The sequence below is a fragment of the Armatimonadota bacterium genome, assembly GCA_018268395.1.
GTDB lineage: Bacteria > Armatimonadota > Fimbriimonadia > Fimbriimonadales > Fimbriimonadaceae > JAEURO01.
This window is the reverse complement of record JAFDWQ010000009.1, coordinates 398,608-417,895: the sequence shown is the minus strand read 5'-3', so window position 1 is coordinate 417,895 and position 19,288 is coordinate 398,608. Positions and strand designations below refer to the sequence as shown.

The window sequence follows — 19,288 nt, the reverse complement described above, 5'->3', positions numbered from 1 at the left end:
TCAAGTCCTGTACCGCCCACCATCCACCCCGACGTTCACCCTGACTCCTGCGGATTGCGGTCGGTCGCGTTTCACGCCATGTTCGAAGCTGCCGGCTCTTCGGTCCATAACGTTCGATCGTCGACGCGGATCTGAAAAGGTAGAAACGTGTATACTGGTGGGATGTCACCCATGGACGCGCTCGTCGAAGCTTGGGACGAGGGGCACCGGGAGTTCGGGATCGCCTTGGAGGGATTGGCCGACGCAGACCTGTGGACAAGGGCCCATCCCCGTCTGCTGAGCGTCGGAGAACTGGCCGCGCACGTCGCCTATTGGCAAGCCGTTTGGGTGCTGGGCGAAGGGGCTGAGAAACCGGACCTCGAGCATTTGCCGTTCAAAAGCCCGCTGATCGACCATGCGTTCCGGTACTACACGTCGAACGTCGAGGCTGCAACCAGGCTGGACCTGGGCACGGAAGCGGTCTGGTCGGAAGTCATGCGCGCGCACGATGCGGCGAAAACGGCCGTCGCCGGAAAGCAAAAGGACGAACCGTGCCCGGGGCAGTGGGGGACTTGGGGGAACGTCGTGCAGTACCAGGTGTTCCATGTGGCGTATCACACGGGACAGGTCTATTCCGTCCGTCACCTGATGGGTCACGAGACCGAAGACAATTGATTTCTGGAACATCGGCCACTCGATGGGAACGCCGTCGGTGGAGACAGCGTCTAGGTGGGTACGGGCTGTTCACCCAGGGGAGCCGAAAGGCTGAGAGTCCTCGATCGAGGAGACCCTTATGACCGGATCTGGTTCATGCCAGCGTCGGGATACGTGCGCAGCCCCTTTTTCCGTTTGCCTTTCAGCGTTCCTGCGGACGGGAGCCGGCGCGTCCGTGCCGTCGTGAGGTCGACCTAAGGATTCCTTCCCTTGACGTTCTTGTGACGGCACATCGGCAGAATGCAGGCCATCGTCCTTGCACTTGCAAGGCACGCCTGTGAAACCGACATGCCGAAGACGTTCCGATCGACCTGTATCCTAGCGTCCATTGCGGGTGCCACCTTGGCTTCCGCACAACCGGTCACGCTTTGGACGAACAAGACCGCCAACCGCCTCAACGGCATGAACGGGTGGTCCAACGTTCGGGCCTTGCCAGACGGCGACTTCGTCGCTTGTACGACGGTTCAGGAACAGTCACTGGACCGAAAGACGGTGGTCCGATGCTGGGGCCCGAACGGGGCGACCCGTTGGACGTACGAGAACAACGCCTTCAATCCAAATTCGGTCCGGTTGGCTGTAGAGCCTGGAGGGACCGTCGCCGTCATAGACGTCGATTCGACGAACGCGGCGACGGTCCGGCGTATCGACGCTCAGGGAGTCGAGACAGATTCGGCCCCAGCTAGCACCGATATCCATGATTTCGTGGCGGCGCTGGACGTCGCCCCCGATGGGAAGATCTACGCTTCTTTGAAGTTGACCGTGCTGTGGGGATTCACCTACACGTTGATCGCCTACAGGCCAGACCTGACGGTCCGGTGGAGCAGTTCGACGCTCTATGATCCTCACTTTGTCGTCTTGCCGAACGGACGGCTTGCCGCGTGCGGGACGGACACCGTGCAGACGGGCGCGCCCCTGGTCATCGTCTTCAACACTGACGGGACCGAGCACGCCAGGTTCCAGCTGAACGCTCTTTCCGTCCCGGTCGACATCGCCGCGGATTCTCAGAACGAAGTCTTTGTCTGCGACGGGCTTGGCAAAGTCCATAAGTTCGACGGAGACCTGAACGCCCTAGGGAACGTCCAGACGGACGCGACGTCGAGCGAGGCCAAGATCGCGTACCACGAACCGTCGGACACCCTTTATGTGGTCGATGCCGAGTCCGTCGACGACCTCTTGGTCCAAGGCTATTCGGGCGCCCTTGTCCAAAAGTGGGGCCACACCGAACCGGAGAACCTTTCGCCCTTCGCCAGGATCGAACTTGAACTGGACCGGTTCGGAAACGCGTTGATCGGAACGACGGACGAGTCGCTCGACACGTTCGGTGACATGAAGGTGTTCTGTTTCGACCCTCGCGGACGTTCCATGTGGGAGAACGCTCTGGGCACCTTTCAAGGAACGAGCGAGTCCTTGACGGGACTCGCTGTCAACAGCAGATTGCAGGTCGTCGCGGTCGGAGGGACGAACGACGGACTGGACGACTTTGGATTGGCCTGGCGGACGACGCAGTATTTTCACGTCCCGCCAGATTCGGCCACTCTCCGCATCGGATGGCGGACGGCCGGCAACGCCGCGTCTCTGGCCCAAGAAGACGGTGACGAGTACACGGTCTGCAAGTTCGTCGTCCCGAACCTGACGACCAGGCCCATCATCTATGAGTTGGACACAGAGTTCCCGATCAACGACGTCAACCCGAACGTCACAGACGTCACTCTCCGGGCCAGGGCGCGCGCAAGTACGCCCGGACTCGGCATCGTGCTCCAACTCTACAACTGGCAGACCGGGACCTGGACCGTCACGAACAACGATCCCTTGTTCACGGGAATCAGGTCGTTCACTCGCACCTATACGAACGTCGGACGGTACTTCCAGTCCGGAACGACCCGGCTCAAAGCGCGGATCGCCGTCGCCCCGATCGGCCCCGTGAGCACGAACGCGTTCTGTATCGCGACCGACCTCTTCGAGTTCCAATCGAACACGCAGTGAGTACAGAAGCCTGACTCGGGGCGTCCGGTCGAACTGTCCAAGCCCGGCTTGCGGGACTTGGTCCACGGAGCCGAGATACCCAGCGGGGTATAAGAGGAGAATGACCGAGGAACGTCGGGCCGTGGACAGGAGGCTGGCCCGGATCGAGGGGCAGGTCCGCGGGTTGAGACGGCTTGTGGCGGACCAGGCGTATTGCGGCGACCTCCTGACGCAGCTCGCGGCAGTAAGGTCTGCTCTCGATCAAGTCGCCGCCACGGTGACGGTCAACCACATCAAACACTGCGTCGTCGGCCACGGATCCGACTCTCCGCATCCGACGGCCCAGGCCATGTCACGTGACGACCTTCTCGATGAACTTGACGACCTCTTGAAGAGGCTTGTGCGCTGATAGGGGCAGGGGTATAAGGTGAAAACGACGTACAAGGATCCGGTCTGCGGCATGGACGTCCGGCTGGAAGACGCCGCTGGGACGGTCGAACAGGACGGAGAGACCTACGCTTTTTGCAGCAAGAGCTGCCTGGAACGCTTCCAAGCGGCGCCGAGGTCTTATGTCCGGCCGCTCGGCACTTTTCTCGATCCGGTCTGCGGGATGGACGTGACGCCTGAAGAAGCGGCAGGTTCGGTCGAGCATGGCGGTGAAACGTACTACTTTTGCGGCCAAAGTTGTTTGGAACGGTTCAGCGCCGACCCGGATAAGTTCCTCGACACCTCGAGGTCGCAGCACGAGGACGCAGATCCCGACGCCCTCTACACGTGTCCTATGGACCCGGAAATCGTTCAAGTCGGGCCTGGAGTCTGCCCTGTTTGCGGAATGGCGCTCGAGCCCATGGACGGGGGCGGCGCCATGTCGGACGATCCCGAATTGGCGTCGATGTCGCGGCGGTTGCTCGTTGCTGCCCTGCTGAGCGTCCCACTCCTGGTCTTGGCGATGGTCCCGCACCTGACGGGTCGGCATTGGCCACAGCCTTTGTCGTCGGTCCAGAATCTTGTCGAACTTCTCCTCTCGTCGCCTGTCGTCTTATGGGGTGGACGGCCGTTCTTCCAAAGAGGCTGGGCTTCTGTCGTGAACAGGAGGCTCAACATGTTCACGTTGATCGCCGTCGGTACGGGGGTGGCCTGGCTTTACAGCGTCGTCGCGACACTGGCCCCTTCCATGTTCCCGGCCGGATTCCGTGGGCACGACGGCCAAGTCGCCGTCTACTTCGAGGTTTCGGCGACCATTGTGGCCCTAGTGCTGCTCGGACAAGTCCTAGAACTTCGGGCGCGGCACGCGACAGGAGGCGCCATTCGGGGACTGCTCGATCTGGCCCCTAAGACCGCGACAGTCGTCCACGGGTGTCATGACGAGGAAGTGCCCCTCTCTCGCGTCCAAGTCGGCGACCTGCTCCGGGTCAAGCCGGGCGAAGCCGTCCCCACAGACGGCACGGTGACCGAAGGCCGAAGTTCGGTCGACGAGTCGATGGTCACCGGTGAGCCGTTGCCCGTGCAAAAGGAGGCCGGGACGTCGGTGATCGGCGGCACCGTCAACCAGACGGGGTCGTTCGTCATGAAGGCGGAGAAGGTCGGAGCGTCGACGCTCCTTTCTCAGATCGTCAAGACCGTCCAAGAAGCGCAAAGGACGAAGGCTCCGGTCCAAAAGCTGGCGGACACGGTCGCCGCGTACTTCGTGCCGACCGTCGTAGCGGCAGCGGTGGTCACGTTCGTCGTCTGGGCGTTGTTCGGACCGCCGCCGTCTCTTGCTTATGCGGTGATCAACGCCGTCTCGGTCCTGATGATCGCGTGCCCGTGCGCCCTTGGGCTCGCCACTCCCATGGCGGTGACCGTGGGGCTCGGAAAAGGAGCCCAAAACGGCGTCCTGATCCGGAACGCCGAGGCGCTCGAAGCCCTTAGCCGTGTCGACACGCTGGGGATCGATAAGACGGGGACGCTCACCCAGGGTCGGCCGGACGTCACCGACGTCGCTTCCGTTCCGGCGTCCTCTCCGGACGAGGTCGTCGCAACGGCGGCTGCGCTTGAAGCGCTGAGCGAGCACCCGCTCGCCCAAGCCGTCTTGCGGGCCGCTGCGGACAGGGGCCTTCCGTTGTCTCAGGTGGAGGCTTTCGAAGCCGTGCCGGGGCGGGGTGTAAAGGGCCTGGTCGGTTCGGAACGGGTCTTGGTGGGGAACGCGGCCTTCTTGCAGGACGACGGGATTGAAACGGCTCCGGTCGCTTCGACCGTCGATACTTGGAGCCGTCGTGCAGGGACCGTCGTGTACGTCGCCAAGGGGGCCCGGCTCTTGGGGGCCTTAGGCCTGTCCGATCCCGTTCGGACCGATGCAGCCGACTCGGTCCGGCAGCTCCGGTCGGAAGGACTGAGGCCCGTCATGCTGACGGGCGACAACGCGGTGACGGCAGCGGCCGTCGCCTCATTGGTCGGGATCGAGGAGATCCGCTCCGAGGTCTCCCCGCTTGAAAAGGCAGACGCCGTTTCGGCGTGGCAAAGGGAAGGGAGGAAGGTGGCGATGGCGGGGGACGGCATCAACGACGCGCCGGCCCTGGCCCAGGCCGAAGTCGGGATCGCCATGGGGACGGGCTCGCAAATCGCCATTCAAAGCGCCGGCGTGACCCTGGTCAAAGGTGACCTGCGTGCCCTCGCCACTGCACGTCGCCTCAGCACGGCGACGATGAGGGCGATCCGTCAAAACCTCTTCTTCGCCTTCGCCTACAACGTTCTCGGCATTCCAGTAGCCGCAGGAGTCCTTTATCCCTGGACCGGCGTCCTTCTCAGCCCCATGCTTGCGGCCTTAGCGATGAGCTTCAGTTCCGTCACCGTGATCGCCAACTCGCTTCGGCTGAAACGTCTTCACTTTTGAAACCGGCGTAACCGGAAACGTGTTGGAACGTTAGTGCGCAAGAGAGAAGACGTCATGACTCGAAAAGCCATCATCGGAACCGTAGCCGTTTGCGGCCTGGCCACTGCGGTCGGGGTCGCCTGGGCCCGCGGCTCGTCTTCGGCCACTCACGTTAACGGGATTTCGTGGAGGAACTCGCTGAAGGACGCTCTGGCAGAGGCGAAGCGACAGGGCAAGCCCGTTCTCCTGCTCAGCATGTTCGGACGCATCGACGAGGAGATGGCGTGCGCCAACGCCAGGACCCTTCGTGCGACTTTGTTCAAGGATCCGGAGTTCAAGAAGCTGGTCACGACGGAGGTCGTCCCCGCCTGGGAAATGGTACGCGCCGTGCCGAAGATCGAGATCGACCTGGGCGACGGCAAGAAGATCCGCCGGACCGTGCGAGGCAACGCCGTAATGTATCTGGTCAACCCCGACGGGAAAGTCCTTGACGCCTACCCGGGCGTCTACACGTCCGACGACTTCTTCCCCATGGTCAGAGCCTCGATCAGGGACTTGGCAAGAGCGGACGACGCGTCGGTCGTCGCTTACCACAAGTCGCTCGGAAACATGATCCCCAGAACGGCGACGACGATGGGCAAGTCCGTTATGGAGTCGCCGACCCTCGATCTTCTCGGTGCGGCACCGACCGACGGCGTCCAGACCCCGAGCCGAAGTTCGAGTCCGGAACGGGACAGGTTCCTGGTCGCGGCTTCCCGGATTTCGGACATGAGCCTGACGCCCATGCCGGCTTCCGTCGCCATCGCCAGGGTTTCCGGAAAGCCGCTCGGCGACCGTGACCCCAAAGCGGTCGCGGCCGAAGTCATGAAGCGTGATTCCTCGGTGAACATGACGCGCGTGCGGCCCGTCGTACACCTTTGGCTCGCGTCCGAGCCGTCGCTTCCTGAGATCGACAAGGCCCGGGACGCCGTCCTGGAAACGATCCTGAAGATCCCTTACAAGGACCCGTACTTCGGCCTCAAGGACGTGCTGTTGCCCGGCACGCCGGAATAACGACCGTTACTCGAACCGGACGTCGCCGACGTTGATGTGGCCCCATCCGCCGCGCTCGTCGTCGACGATCCGGAGCTGGAGCACCGTGTCCTTAAGACGGGAAACGTCCCATGTCCGCCGGTCCATCTTCTCGGCGTCCCGGCCCCTTTCGACGTAGATCCGCTTGCCCGTCGAAGCGTCGATCAGTTCGACGAAGACGCCGTTACCCTTCCCGCCTCCCACAAGGAGGGACATTTTTGGTTTGGAGACCTTGAAATTCGGTGAGAGCAGGGATCCCGTATAGGCGTCGTCGTATCCGCCCGTGCCGTCCTCGCACGTCCCGATGAAGGGTCGTCCGGCGTTTCCAAAGTCGAACCGGGTCGAAGACGTCGGCACTTCGGCAAAGTCTCCGACGACCGTCCAACCCTTCATCCGCCAGTCGGCAAAGTCGAAGACCGGATCGACAGGAAGCGGAGGAGTGGACGCTTTCAGCATCTCGATGCCTCGGGATCCGCCGTCCACGAGGACCGTCCAATCCTTGCCCTTAGCGGTCGGCCCGTAGGCGTCCAGCAAATAGGCCATGCTCGTCAGGCCCGAACCTTCGCCCCAGTCGAAACCCGTGCGGCCGGCCTGATGGTCTCCGCCGCCGTGACAGCAGTTTTCCGGCTGAAGGCCGAGCGGATAGTTCGGGTTCGGATAGATCCCAAACTCGGCGTGCAAGGGATGGTTGATCAAGGTCATCGCGGCTCTTGTCGCGGCGACACCGCGTTGGAAGTAGTCCTTCCTTCCGAACTGCATCCCGAAGTCGCACAGTGTCGTTCCGAACTGGGCTTGGCGCGCGTCGTTGTACTCGCCGTCAGAGTTCTGTACCCCGAACCCACCATAGGTGTACGCCGTCTTCCGGTACGAGATCGGCCAGACGTTCTGGTAGAGGTTCATCATGTCGAGGGCGCGGAGCGCGTACGTGTGGTACTTCGCGTTCCTTGTCGCGTTTCCAGCGAGGCGCAAGGCTTCTGCAGCCCAATGCATGCTGAGCGTGTTCTGCGGGGGCGACATGGTGTGGCGGTCCCACATCGCAAGGTCGTCGATCTTGCCGTCGGCTTGCAGACACGTTTTGGGCGAGCACGAGAAGAACGTCTCGAAATCGTAATAGAGCTGCTTGTCGACGACGTGCTTCACGAGGAAATCGGCCGCCCGAAGAGCCGCCTCGCGGTAACGTGCCTGTTCCTTGTGCCGTTCGGCGTACGCGAAGAGGAACCATGCCGGCAGGGCCGATTGAGCACTGTGGTCCAGGACCGGTACGACTTTGAGATCTTGGGTCAACCACGTGGGGAACGAACCGTCCGCGTTCTGGAACCGGACCATACAATCGGCCATCTCCCGACACTGGCGGTCGATGTCGTCACGCCTCGGACAGTCGTCGAACTTGAGCCATTCGAGCATCCACACGCCCTTCCACGCCATATTGGTCAAGTCGTAGTAGCAATCCTTGCGCGGCATGATCAGGGATCCCTTCCACGTCTTCTCCCGCGATTGGTACGTCGTCGGACAGGCGCCTTGCTTCATCGGAGCGGCCAGTGCCAGGTTCAGCATCTTGTCGGCTTTTTGCACCCAGTCCGGCTCGCCGAGCTTTCGCCCCCACCATCGCATGCCCCAAGCGCTTCGCAGATTGTTGAACCAGGGTTGCCAACTCACCCAGCCTTGCTGGTAGCCCCAGCCGGCCATGACGCCGCCGCACGGCTTTCCGTCGATTTCAGTCTCGAACCAGCCGAGCACGTTGTTGCCTTGTCTCTCAGCGAACGCGGCGGGATAGCACACCTTCGCGTAGTCGGCGAACGGCATGGCCTGGGGCAGGATCTTATCGAAGTAGCGCTCGCCCGTCTTCCACGTCTCGTCTGCAGCGAGTTGGAAGGCGCCAAAGGGAACCGCCTTCGCCGTGACGATGACGTCCATCGCCAGTTCGAGTTCCTTGGGAACGCGCCGGAGCATCGACGGATCGTGAGCGTACGCGACGTGACTGACCACCTTGTGGTCGCAGAAACCATAGGAGAGCAAGGGAGCGTCGACGACGCCGTTCCGACAGTCCAGGTCGACGATCGTCGGCATCGGTCTGTTCTCTGCCAAGACCTCGACGTCCGGAAGCACGATCGCAGCCAGCGTCCCTTTCTGGGCCGAAACCGCAGGGCATCTAAAGAAATGGTCCCCGACGACTTCGTTGTCGTTCTTGCGCAGGCCAGGGCTGAACGTGGAATCCGGCAGACCGGCGACCGACGTCCTCTGTCCGTCAGGCGTGAAGGCATAGGACAAGAGCAAGTACTCGAGCAACGGCTTTCCCGAGCGGAAGGTCGTCGTCATCTCGATGCGGAGTTTGTGGCCCTTTGCCGGTACCGTGATCCTCTTGACCATGAGGACGCGGTCCGATTCGGAAACGAGCACGATCGTTTTCGTGCCGCCTGGGCCGGTGTTGATGGCCGACTTTGTAAACCGGAGGGTCGGCGCCTCGCTGAACAGGCGCGACGACGTCGACTCGCGGAGCGCCGTCGGGACGCGCGGCCCTTTGCTCAAGGGAAGCCCTTCGGCGGTCGGCGTCGATAAGACGGTGCGAGTCTTCCCTTGCGCGTCTTTGGCAAGCCACGTTTCGACGATCTCGCCGTTCGTTTCGGTCAGGCGGACGCCGACGTCCTCTCCCCAAACGTCGCTCGGGCCTGAAATCGTGACGGCAGCCCTATCCGGCAGGACGCTTCCCAAATCGGCGCTCAAGGCCGTCAAGCGGGGTTGTCGCGTGCCGGTCGCGACCGTGGCCAGCGCAAGCGCGGTCAGAAGCTGCATGGCGGGACGTTACCCGTCCCGACTGGGCGCGCTCAATCCGAGTCTTTCGCACGCCGCATCCAAACCGTATACGCCGACCGACCGTCACGGCCGGCGAACGCGAACGGCGTCAAGAGAACGGTCCGTCCGAGCCCTGTCCGCGATACGATCCGGGCGCTCAAGCGGACGTCACCGGCCGGCTTGATCCCGTCCGGTGGAGCGACGCTCACGGTCGACGGGACGAGCGCCCAATCCGCAAGGTCGCCGATGCCCGGGTTCAGGTCCGTGTCCAACGCCATGACGCACGGTCCGTACCGGACGTGGACTTGTCCGGCGTTGCCGTCGGTTCCTTCTACGACCCACGGCCCCATGTGCATACGAAGGCTGACCTTCGTCGTCCGAGACCAGGAGCGTTCGAGCCTGACATAGCCGTGTCCGTCGGTCTTCACGCTGATTTCGCGCCCGTCGATCTCGAGCTGAAGGTCCTTCGCCCATCCCGGAATCCGGATCCAAAGAGGGAACTTTTGGCGGCTCCCGTCGGTGCCCAGGATCAGATCGACGTCCCCACCGTCGGGGTAGGCCGTCTCCACTTTCAAAGAGACAGGACGGGAATCCAGCTTCGTCTTGACGAGGGCATCGGTGAAGAGGTTGACGACGAGACCTCCTTTCGGAGTCGTCATCACTGCGGAGAACGGGAGCAGCGCCAGACCCCGAGGGCCGCTCGACACGCAGCAGTTCGTCGTCGACCCGTACGGCTTCGTCCCTTTGAGGGCCGAGTAGTACGCCCAGGCCCCTCCGTCCGGCCGTTGGGCGCCGAGCAAATGGTTCGTCACCGTCTGCTCCAGACGGTCCGCGAACTTGGACTCTCCTGTGATGCGGAGCAACTGGTGGTTGAGTTGCTCCCATGTGACCGTAACGCACGTCTCGTTCGGGTTGACGGACGCATCGTTGGGAAGACAGCGGTCGTCCGTCCAAAGCTCGCGGTTGCTTCCGGAACCCGTCACGTAGAGCCTGTGCCCCGTAATGTCGTTCCAAGCTGTCAGGACGTCGTCGAGGAGGCGCTTGTCCCGCGTCGAACGGTAGAATTCGAGCAGCCCGACGAAGTTGGACGTCATCTCGTAGGCTTTGGCGTTCGCGACGGACCGGACGTTTCCCGTCCGTTCCAAGGACTTGAGGACCGCAGGACCTCCGGGCGAGTCGTAGTTATCGACGATCCACCGAGCGAACTCCAAGTAACGGTGGTCTCCCGTTTCTCGGGCCAGAAGGACCACTGGCTCGAGAACGCTCGTCGCGGCCATTCCGACGTGTTCGCCCGCTTTGTTGATGTCGCGTTGGCCAGGCCCTACCCCGAACGTCCGGACAAGGAGGTCACCGATCCGTTTCGCGGCGGTGGCGGCCCGTCCGTCCTGGGCATACCGTGAATACGTGAGGAGGCCGATCAGGTTGTACTTATGGACCCAGACGTCCCACTTGGTCCATCGCTCGGCCTTGGGATAGGTGCCGAGGTAGCCGTCAGGCTCTTGCGTCCTGATCAGCCTCTCGACGACCCTCTGCGTCTTCTTGCGGAGACCGGGATCGCCCGTGACGGCCCAAATGAGCGTGGCGGCGTGCAGGAACTTGCCGACGTGCTCGCCTTGCCAGTCCTGGTGCGGTGCGTCCCGTCGCTCGAAGCAGTCCAGCAGATCGTCCTCGCCGACCTTCACCAGCCGGTTATGTATGCTGGCCTTGTAACGGTCGCCAAGCAGACCGCCCTGCAGTTTCACGGCGCCGGCTTCGAGAGGGATCAGTGCGTCTTCGGTCGTGGCAGGCCCGTTGCCCATCGCGTTAAGGACCAGGGCGAGTCCGATGGCGGCCGTGGTCACATCGCGGACGGTACCCGCACCCGGGACCGACCGGCCCGTCGTCAGCTCATCTTGCCTTTCTTCAAGGTCGCCCAGTGCGACTTTACAAGTGGGGCGTACCTCATCGCATAGTTCCGTACGTCGTTGTCGTCGGCCGCGGTCGTCATCCGGTCGAAGGCCGCGTAGTCCTTTTTGTGATCGTCGAGCATTAAGGCTCGATAGGCTCGGTCGAACGCCGCGCCGTTCAACTTCGACAGCCTGTCGAACACCTTGTAGTGTTCGGCGTCCAAGCCGTCGTCGATCTTCACGCCTTTGATCCGCGCCAACTGCACGACCTCGTCGTGGGCCGCGTTGTGGTCTTTCACCATCATCGCGCCGAACATCTTCACGAACTTGGACCGACCCTGCCGCTGGGCCAGTTCTCCCAGCTTGACTTCCATCATGTGGCCCATGTTCGACCGCCGGATGAAGTTCGCGTCCTTGTCGGAGGGTTGAGCAAAGGCGCGTTGAGTCACGACCAACAGGGTCGCGCAGCACAGCATCACGCCGATCAAGGGTCTAAATAGTGGACTTCGCTTCATGACGTCGTGTCTCCATGTACGAAGACGCCTCCCTCGGTCCTTCGTCCGAAAAAAAACGATAGGAACGGGAACCGGCGTTCTCGAGTCGTACCCGGCTCCGACGTCGCCATCGGACACCGACTCCTTGGGACGCGACCTACTTGGCGAGGTTCGGATTGTCCTTCATGTACTGGTCGGCGAACTCCTTTGTTACAAGGGTCGTCGGCAGGACGATCTTCTTCTCTTTCGGCATGTTGCCCTTCAAGATCTCGGCAGCGACTTCCACTCCTTTCGCTCCCGGAGTCGGGTATTTGAACGTCGCGTCGAGCTTGCCGTCCTTGATCATGTCCACGACTTCCTGCTGGCAACCGTCGATCCCGACGAACACGGGCACGCGGTTGTCGCCCGGAAAGGCGTTTTGCGCTCCAGCGTCCCAGGCGAGCCTGGCCCCGATCGCCATCTCGTCGTTGTGGGCATAGACGCAGTCGATATGTTCACGTTTCTGCAGGAACGTTTCCATGAAGGATCGCGCCTTTTGGCGCTGATAACCACAGTCATCGCCTTCGATCACCTTGATGCCCGGGTTCTTGGCCATGACTTCCATAAAGCCTCCTCGGCGGTCTTTCGTGGGCGTTGCCTGGGCGATGCCCTGGATCATGAGTACGGTGCCCTTTCCGGCGAGCTTCATGGCGACGTATTCGCCCGCTTTGCGCCCGATGTCGACGTTGTCGCCGCCGATCCAAGCGGTGTACTTTTCTGAGTCGATCGCCCGGTCGAGGAGGATCACGGCGGTGCCGGCGTCGAAGGCTTTCTCGATGGACGTCTGGACGGACGTCTCCGTCGGCGAGACGAGGAGCACCTTCGGCTTGCGCACCATGAACGTGTCGATGATGTTGTTCTGCTTGGCCGCGTCGCCACCTGCGTCCTGCATGTCAAACGCGAATTCGGCCGCATGCTTCTCCGCCTCGGCCTTGGTCTCCGCGTCGAACACCTTGCGCCACGGGTCTTGAGAGTTCGCCTGCGAGAAAACGACCAGCGCTTTCTCCGTGTCCTTCGGCTTGTCGGCGGTCCCGCCGGACGTCCCCCCTTCCGTCGCTCCCGAGCCACAACCGACGAGCACCAGGGCGGCCAACACGGCGAAGGCGTAAGACGTTTTCATCTCTTCTTTTCCAGGTTCTGCAGGTACACCGCGACCAGGACGATGATACCTTTCCACCCCATTCCGACGTACGTGTTCACGCCCTTCAGGATGAGCAACACGTTGAGGCACACGATGAACATCGCGCCGACGAACGTACCGAGAACGCCCCCCGAACCTCCAAGGAGCGACGTGCCTCCGACGACGACCGCCGTGATGGCGTCCAGTTCGTAACCCGTGCCCGCGCTGGGGTCGCCGTTCGTGTTCCTCGCGGTGAAAACGAGTGCGGCCAAGGCGATACAAAGCCCGTTCATCGCATAAGCCCCGATCCGGACGCGACCGAGAGGAAGTCCGGCGTACCGTGCCGCCTCTTCGTTCCCCCCGACCGCGTAGACCGACCGGCCGAACACGGTCTTCGAAAGGAGCACGACGGCGACGACCGTCACCCCGAGCATGATCCAGGCGCTCACCGGGATGCCGAAGAACGGCTGGATCAAGAATTCGAGTTTCTTTCCGAGGCCGCTGACCGTGCCGTTGTCGGTGTAGACGTACGCCACCCCGCGTAAGGACACCATCGCGGCCAACGTGACCACGAAGGGTTGAAGCCGGGTCGCGTGCACGAGCCAACCCAGAAGGGCTCCGGTTCCCAAGCCGACCGCCACCGTGAACAGGATGGTCGGACCGACGCCGCGACCGTCGACCAGCCAGGTCGCGCAAACGCAGTTCAACAGCCCGAGGAGGGATCCGACGCTGAGATCGATACCGCCCGTAAGGATGACGAACGACATGCCGACGGCCAAGATGCCGGGTACGGCCAGTTGGTTCAAGACGTTGGCCAGGTTGCCAGGCGTATAGAAGTGCTGCGGGTCGAGGATCAGCGCGACGCCGAGGAGCAGGGCGAGTCCGACGAGCCCCTGGTAGCGCTGAAGGGTCTGCAGCCAAGTGTCACGGGAGGCCATCGGCGGGCGTGATTATGACCTCTGCGAGGAACCGGAAGACCAGATCGCGGGCGGGTTCCAGCGGGCACCGATCCTTAAGTCGTCCGGTTTGATCCGCACTTGTTTTCCTTGACCATCGAGGTAATAGGTGTCGACGGGCTTGGCTCCAGGAGCGAGGCTCAAGAGTCCGAACGTCGCGGGATCGAGGACGTCTCCCGTCGGTGGCCGGGTCCAAGCCGCTTGCAGTGCCGGCGACAGCCCGGTCCCTTCAAAGGACACATGACGGTCGATCCAGTTCCCTTCGCCGAAGACGTTGGCCCGCAAGGCACCGTTCGCAGCTTCGGCGAGCTGAGGGCGGCCCTCACCCTCGACCACGAAGGCACAGTTGTCCAACCGGGCCGAAGCCGACGACGAGGTCAGGCTTACGATCGGCGACGAAAACGGCGTGACGACCGTGCACCCGAGCATCCACAACGTGCCGTCGCGTCGACCCTTCTCTTGACCGAAGTGGACGACACCACTGTTACCGGCACACCGGGGGTCCTTGACGATCACGGTGTTCACGAACACGGCGTGTGAGTCCCGGCGCTCGGTGTCCCAAGACTCGACGATGTCGGCCTCGCGGTTGGCGGAGTCATGGAGATAACTGTCGACCACGAGAGTGAAGTGGGCCCGAGACTTGAGGTTGTGCCCCGTTAACGACCCCCAGACTTCGCATGCTTTCAACTTCGCGCTCGTTCCGCCGAGATAGAGGTTGTGGTTGTAGCCCGGCTCTTCAAGACTCCCGTTCTCATGGATGCGGCACGCCTCGAACAGTTGGTCCGAAGCTGCCGTCGGATCTTGCTCGACACCGTTCGACATCACGCCCATATCGTTCGAGTGGATGTCGCAATCGACGACCGAAACGTTGTCCGCTCCGTTGATGCGGATTCCGGCACCGTTGTGAGAGGCGTTGTGCGCGCCGCGCAGTTCGAGGTGCTCGATCCTGACCCCGTCCGCGCCGGGGTCCACTTGGACGATGGCCCGGGGGACGCTGCCGGAGCCGCTGTAGTCGAACCCGCTTCCGTCGATCACGACCCGCTCCGGTCCCTTGCCGACGATCCGGATCCGGGGCATCCGGATCCGGAGGGCCGTCTGCGCATAGCCTGACTCGGACGGATGGACTTCGATGACGTCGCCCGCTTTGGCAACGGCGAGGGCGCCCTCGATCCGGCTGAACGGTTTACCGTCTCCGACTGCGAGGACCGACGGGGCCAAGACGGCGGCGGCTAGGGCGGCGGTCATGTCACGGATCCGAGTGTTCTGACGCCTGGGAGTCCGCAGCGGGTGCAGAGCCGCGCGAAGCGGCCAGCACCTTGGCCCGGGCGACGGCGCCCGCGAGGTTGGGCTGCACGTTGTCCTCGCCGATGACCTTACGGAAGCGCGAAGCGTCGATCATCTTCGCCGGCTGGTCGCGAAGCCCGCAGACGACGAGGTCGCGGCCGGAAGCGTGCAGCTTTTCGGCCAGGCTCTCAAGGGCGTGGACCCCGGTGGTGTCGATCGCGTTCATGTTGCGGAGCCGGAGGACGACGATCGGCGGTAGCTCGTCCATCTCCCGCTCGACGACGTCCAGTTTGTCCGTCGAACCGAAGAGGAACGGCCCGTGGATGCGGTAGACGGCGACGCCTGCCGGCAGACCGTGAACTTGAAGGCTGTGTTCGTGCCCTTCCTTGACGTAGTCCTCGGTGACTCGCGAGACCGTCGTCGTCGACGTGACCCGTGCGATGTAGAGGAACATCGCAAGGATCATCCCGGCTTCGACCGCGACGGTCAGGTCGGCGAAGACCGTCAAGGCGAACGTGATCAGCCAGACCGCGACGGGCGCTTTACCGAGCCGGAGGATTTCGGGGATCTCCCGCCATTCGCCCATGTTGTAGGCGACCACGAACAGAATCGCGGCGAGGACAGGCAGCGGGACGTGCTTGACGACGGGAGCGGCGAACAAGAGGACGGCCAGTAGAGTCAGGGCATGAACCATGCCTGCGACCGGAGTCTTCGCTCCCGACCGGATGTTCGTCGCGGTGCGTGCAATGGCTCCCGTCGCCGGTAAGCCGCCGAAGAGCGGCGAAAGGATGTTGGCCGCACCCTGCGCGACGAGTTCGACGTTGGGATTGTGCTTGTCACCAGACATCCGGTCTGCGACGACCGCCGAGAGGAGCGATTCGATCGCACCGAGCATCGTAACGGTCAAGACCGGAGACAGTAACGGGATAAAGAGGTCCGGCCGCAGCCGAGGGACTTCGAGGCGTGGCAACCCTGCCGGGATGCCGCCGAACCGCGTTTCGATCGTTTCAAGGGGCAACCGCAAGAGAAAGACCAGCGCGGTAAAGCCGACGAGCGCGACGATCGAACCCGGGACGCGCCTGACATACCGGTTGAAGACAAGGATCGTGGCCAGTGCACCGACGGATACGGCCGTTGCAGTCGGTGACAGGGTCGACGCGTGCCGGCTCACGGCCTCCATCCTTCCGATGAACTCACCGGGTACGTGGTCGATCCTTAAGCCGAAGAAGTCTTTGATCTGAGTGCTTGCGATCAGGACGGCGATGCCGTTGGTGAACCCGATCACGACCGGTCGCGGAATGAACTTGACGGCCGTGCCCAAACCTGTCAGCCCGAGCAAGGCGAGTAAGACGCCGGCAAGCAACGTGCACGTGAACAGCCCGTCCATGCCGTGCTTCTGGACGATCCCAGCGACGACGACGACGAACGCCCCGGTCGGGCCTCCGATCTGGGTCGACGATCCGCCGAGGGCGGAGATCACGAAGCCGGCCACGATGGCGCAATAAATGCCTGATTGCGGATCGACCCCGGATGAGATCGCGAAGGCCATCGAAAGCGGCAACGCGACGAGACCGACGGTGATCCCGGCGATCAGGTCGGACACGAACTTCTTCCCGTCGTAGTTCCGCAACGCTTGGAACGACTTGGGAAGCGATTCAACGGTCAGCGCGGCGCGCATCGGTTTGGGCGAAGGACGAATCGGGGATACCCGAGAACTGCGGTCGTCTGCGCGCTGCAGTCCCGGTGAACGACGGTACTTAGACGGTCATCGAATAAACTGGCCGTATGCGCCTGGCCGCATTCGCCATCGGACTCGTGTGCTTAGTCGTCATGGTCCGCGCCGAAACCGTGAAGACGGACGTCCTCTTGGGAGGCAAACCGATCGGGTCGAACTCGTACGAGTCGAAGCCGGACGGCTCGTTCGTCTCGGTCACGAAGATCAGCGTCAGTGGAATGACGATCGACTCGAGCCTGACCGGACGGACCAAGAACGGGCTCCTCGCCGAATGCACGATCGAGGAATCGATAGGGAAGCAAAAGGGCAGGGCCGTCTGGAAAGACGGCAAGATCAACGGCTGGGTCGGGGACAAGCAAACGGCCAAGGACGTCCCTTATACGGAACAGCCGAAGGCCGTCTTCGCCAGCTACCATCCGCAGCTCTTCGGATCGATCCTCAAGGCCTATCAAGAGGCCAAGGACAAGAAGGCCCTCCAAGTCTTCAACATCGGATCGTTCACGTTCCTTAAGCCTGAGTTCTCCGACCGGTCACAGACGGTGTCCCTGAAGTCCGGTGCGGCGGTGGTGACGTTCCTCAAGGGGAGCTTCGCAGGCGTGGCGATCGAACTGGCCTTCGATGCATCCGGCAGGACACTCGGCATGAACATTCCGTCTCAGAACGCCCAGTTCGTCCTGTCCGGTTTTGAGGGCGTGTTCGTCGACCCTCTCAGCCTGTACCCCGAATTGAGCCGACCGGTCCATCTCACGGTGAGGGAGACGCGGGTCCGGCACAAGACCCGCGACGGCGTCCACCTGATGTCGGACATCGAACGCCCCGCCGGCGAAGGGAAGGTCCCGACCGTGCTGGTGCGGACGCCTTACGGGCGGGCGCAGTCCCTGGCGTCGTACGCGTGGTTGGCGACCCGGGGCTACGCGGTCGTCGTCGAAGACGTACGGGGCCGTGGGGGGAGCGATGGCGACTGGGACCCGTTCGTCCGCGAGAAGGAGGACGGATTCGATACGCTCGACTGGATCTCGAAGCAACCTTGGAGCGACGGGAAGGTCGGCATGATCGGGGGCTCGTACCTCGGCTCGGTCCAATGGGCCGCGGCCGCGAGCAAGCACCCGGCGCTCAAGTGCATCGTTCCTCAGGTCAGCCCTCCGGATCCGATGAGCAACATTCCGTGGGACAACGGGGCGTTCATGCTCCTCGGAAACGTGTGGTGGACGCGCGTCGTGATCGACCGCTCGGCCGGAGTCGCGGGCGCGTTCGAGCCCATGAAGAACGCCGACAGCCTGAAGGCCCTCCCGATCACGAAGGTCGACGACAAGTTCTTCGGACGAGACGTGCCGTTCTTCGATTCGTGGGTCCGGCGCGACGCACGGGACAAGTGGCCGGGGCCGTACACTCAGGAGGACGTTGCCGGCGTCAAGATCCCTGTGCTGCACGTCAGTGGGACGTGGGACGGGGACGGCGTCGGAACGATGGTCCATTGGCAGCTCCAAAGGGCCTCAGGAGGGGATCAGTGGATGGTCTTCGGGCCTTGGGAACACGGCTTCAACGCGAAGACCCAGTTCGGCGACGTGGACTACGGGCCGGGTTCGGTGCTGGAAATGGACTCGGTCTATCTGCGGTTTTTCGACACGTACCTGAAAGACCAGGCCGTGCACTTCGAACGGCAACCACGGGTCCGAATGTTCGTTTCCGGATCCAACACGTGGCTCACGACCAAGGACTGGCCCCCGGCCGGGGCCGTGAAGACGACGCTCGCCTTCGGCGGCGGCAAGGCCAACGGGACGAAGAGCGCGGGAACGCTCGTCCGCGTCCCGGAAAACCCGGGCAAGGACGCCTATGTCTACGATCCGAACAAGTCCGACGTCCCCGCGTCGGAACTGGCCGTCTCGTCGGACGGAGCTACGACCAGACTGCCGGTCGACAAATGGGGCGACGGCGTCCTGGTCTACAAGTCGTCGCCGTTCCCCTCTCCGACGAAGATCGGAGGTCCTGTGACGGTCGACGTGGAGTTCAAAACGACGGCGAAGGACGCGACGTTCCACGCTTGGGTCGTCGACTTTGCACCCAACGGCGAGTGCCGTTTCATCGAACTTCCGGGGACGATGCGGGCGACCTATCGGGACGGCAAGCTCGCTCCGATCAGACCCGGACAGACGTACCGGATCAGTGTCAAACCTTGGCTGTTCTGTCACGAGTTCGCTAAGGGGCACAGGCTCGGCGTACTCGTCTTCAGCGAGTTCTTCCCGAAGTTCGCGCGGAATCCGGGCACGGGCGAACCCGATTGGAAGGCGACCAAGCTCGTGAAGGCCGGTCATACCGTGTTCAAAGGTGCCGGACGGGCGAGCCGCGTGACGTTCTACGTGATCCCTTGAAACGGTGCCGGTTCGCGATCGCTCCCGCCGTGCTCGCG

At 62.8% G+C, this 19,288-nt stretch carries 13 protein-coding genes and 1 riboswitch; of the genes, 6 read left to right on the top strand and 7 right to left on the bottom strand.

Annotation, left to right across the window (positions count from 1 at the left end; genetic code table 11):
• The first annotated feature begins 162 nt into the window (after window positions 1-162).
• The 5 genes from JST30_15440 (at window position 163) to JST30_15420 (ending at window position 6,559) form a co-directional block, all read left to right on the top strand.
• Window positions 163-654 carry a DUF664 domain-containing protein gene (locus JST30_15440; protein MBS1715721.1) on the top strand — a complete coding sequence of 164 codons (492 nt, stop codon included), beginning with the start codon at window positions 163-165 and terminating at the stop codon, window positions 652-654.
• 65 nt (window positions 655-719) lie between these two features.
• A riboswitch (TPP riboswitch) is annotated at window positions 720-822 on the top strand.
• A gap of 159 nt (window positions 823-981) precedes the next feature.
• The gene (locus JST30_15435) at window positions 982-2,676 is read left to right on the top strand and encodes a hypothetical protein (GenBank protein ID MBS1715720.1); all 1,695 of its coding nucleotides are present in this window, start codon (window positions 982-984) and stop codon (window positions 2,674-2,676) included.
• A 100-nt stretch (window positions 2,677-2,776) separates the two neighbouring features.
• Window positions 2,777-3,064 carry a metal-sensitive transcriptional regulator gene (locus tag JST30_15430; GenBank protein ID MBS1715719.1) on the top strand — a complete coding sequence of 96 codons (288 nt, stop codon included), beginning with the start codon at window positions 2,777-2,779 and terminating at the stop codon, window positions 3,062-3,064.
• A gap of 51 nt (window positions 3,065-3,115) precedes the next feature.
• Window positions 3,116-5,527 carry a heavy metal translocating P-type ATPase gene (locus tag JST30_15425; GenBank protein MBS1715718.1) on the top strand — a complete coding sequence of 804 codons (2,412 nt, stop codon included), beginning with the start codon at window positions 3,116-3,118 and terminating at the stop codon, window positions 5,525-5,527.
• Between the two features lie 54 nt (window positions 5,528-5,581).
• Window positions 5,582-6,559: a hypothetical protein gene (locus tag JST30_15420; GenBank protein MBS1715717.1), complete on the top strand. Its 978-nt coding sequence runs from the start codon at window positions 5,582-5,584 to the stop codon at window positions 6,557-6,559.
• A 6-nt stretch (window positions 6,560-6,565) separates the two neighbouring features.
• On the opposite strand, the gene JST30_15415 is transcribed toward JST30_15420, so the two are convergent.
• The 7 genes from JST30_15415 to JST30_15385 form a co-directional block, all read right to left on the bottom strand.
• Window positions 6,566-9,367: a hypothetical protein gene (locus JST30_15415; protein ID MBS1715716.1), complete on the bottom strand. Its 2,802-nt coding sequence runs from the start codon at window positions 9,365-9,367 to the stop codon at window positions 6,566-6,568.
• Between the two features lie 32 nt (window positions 9,368-9,399).
• Window positions 9,400-11,208 carry a glycoside hydrolase family 127 protein gene (locus tag JST30_15410; GenBank protein MBS1715715.1) on the bottom strand — a complete coding sequence of 603 codons (1,809 nt, stop codon included), beginning with the start codon at window positions 11,206-11,208 and terminating at the stop codon, window positions 9,400-9,402.
• Window positions 11,209-11,249: 41 nt separating this feature from the next.
• On the bottom strand, window positions 11,250-11,768 hold the full coding sequence (locus JST30_15405; protein ID MBS1715714.1) for a DUF4142 domain-containing protein: 519 nt from the start codon (window positions 11,766-11,768) through the stop codon (window positions 11,250-11,252).
• Window positions 11,769-11,904: 136 nt separating this feature from the next.
• On the bottom strand, window positions 11,905-12,906 hold the full coding sequence (locus JST30_15400) for a substrate-binding domain-containing protein (GenBank protein MBS1715713.1): 1,002 nt from the start codon (window positions 12,904-12,906) through the stop codon (window positions 11,905-11,907).
• Complete coding sequence (locus JST30_15395) at window positions 12,903-13,844, bottom strand: ABC transporter permease (GenBank protein ID MBS1715712.1); 942 nt, start codon at window positions 13,842-13,844, stop codon at window positions 12,903-12,905. Before JST30_15395 ends, JST30_15400 begins: the two co-directional genes overlap by 4 nt.
• Before the next feature lie 12 nt (window positions 13,845-13,856).
• Window positions 13,857-15,107 (bottom strand): hypothetical protein, encoded by a 1,251-nt coding sequence (locus tag JST30_15390; GenBank protein MBS1715711.1) that lies wholly within the window; start codon window positions 15,105-15,107, stop codon window positions 13,857-13,859.
• A 1-nt stretch (window position 15,108) separates the two neighbouring features.
• Window positions 15,109-16,824: an STAS domain-containing protein gene (locus JST30_15385; protein ID MBS1715710.1), complete on the bottom strand. Its 1,716-nt coding sequence runs from the start codon at window positions 16,822-16,824 to the stop codon at window positions 15,109-15,111.
• A gap of 107 nt (window positions 16,825-16,931) precedes the next feature.
• Here JST30_15385 and JST30_15380 point away from each other — a divergent pair, with 107 nt between their 5' ends.
• A complete protein-coding gene (locus tag JST30_15380; protein MBS1715709.1) occupies window positions 16,932-19,250 on the top strand; it encodes a CocE/NonD family hydrolase in 2,319 nt (772 codons plus the stop codon).
• Window positions 19,251-19,288: the final 38 nt, after the last annotated feature.

Coding starts and splice junctions, on each gene's coding strand:
- JST30_15395 (MBS1715712.1), bottom strand. CDS start 13,844: ATGGCCTCCCGTGACACTTGGCTGCAGACCCTTCAGCGCTACCAGGGG.
- JST30_15435 (MBS1715720.1), top strand. CDS start 982: ATGCCGAAGACGTTCCGATCGACCTGTATCCTAGCGTCCATTGCGGGT.
- JST30_15415 (MBS1715716.1), bottom strand. CDS start 9,367: ATGCAGCTTCTGACCGCGCTTGCGCTGGCCACGGTCGCGACCGGCACG.
- JST30_15390 (MBS1715711.1), bottom strand. CDS start 15,107: ATGACCGCCGCCCTAGCCGCCGCCGTCTTGGCCCCGTCGGTCCTCGCA.
- JST30_15420 (MBS1715717.1), top strand. CDS start 5,582: ATGACTCGAAAAGCCATCATCGGAACCGTAGCCGTTTGCGGCCTGGCC.
- JST30_15430 (MBS1715719.1), top strand. CDS start 2,777: ATGACCGAGGAACGTCGGGCCGTGGACAGGAGGCTGGCCCGGATCGAG.
- JST30_15425 (MBS1715718.1), top strand. CDS start 3,116: ATGGACGTCCGGCTGGAAGACGCCGCTGGGACGGTCGAACAGGACGGA.
- JST30_15405 (MBS1715714.1), bottom strand. CDS start 11,768: ATGAAGCGAAGTCCACTATTTAGACCCTTGATCGGCGTGATGCTGTGC.
- JST30_15400 (MBS1715713.1), bottom strand. CDS start 12,906: ATGAAAACGTCTTACGCCTTCGCCGTGTTGGCCGCCCTGGTGCTCGTC.
- JST30_15380 (MBS1715709.1), top strand. CDS start 16,932: ATGCGCCTGGCCGCATTCGCCATCGGACTCGTGTGCTTAGTCGTCATG.
- JST30_15440 (MBS1715721.1), top strand. CDS start 163: ATGTCACCCATGGACGCGCTCGTCGAAGCTTGGGACGAGGGGCACCGG.
- JST30_15385 (MBS1715710.1), bottom strand. CDS start 16,824: ATGCGCGCCGCGCTGACCGTTGAATCGCTTCCCAAGTCGTTCCAAGCG.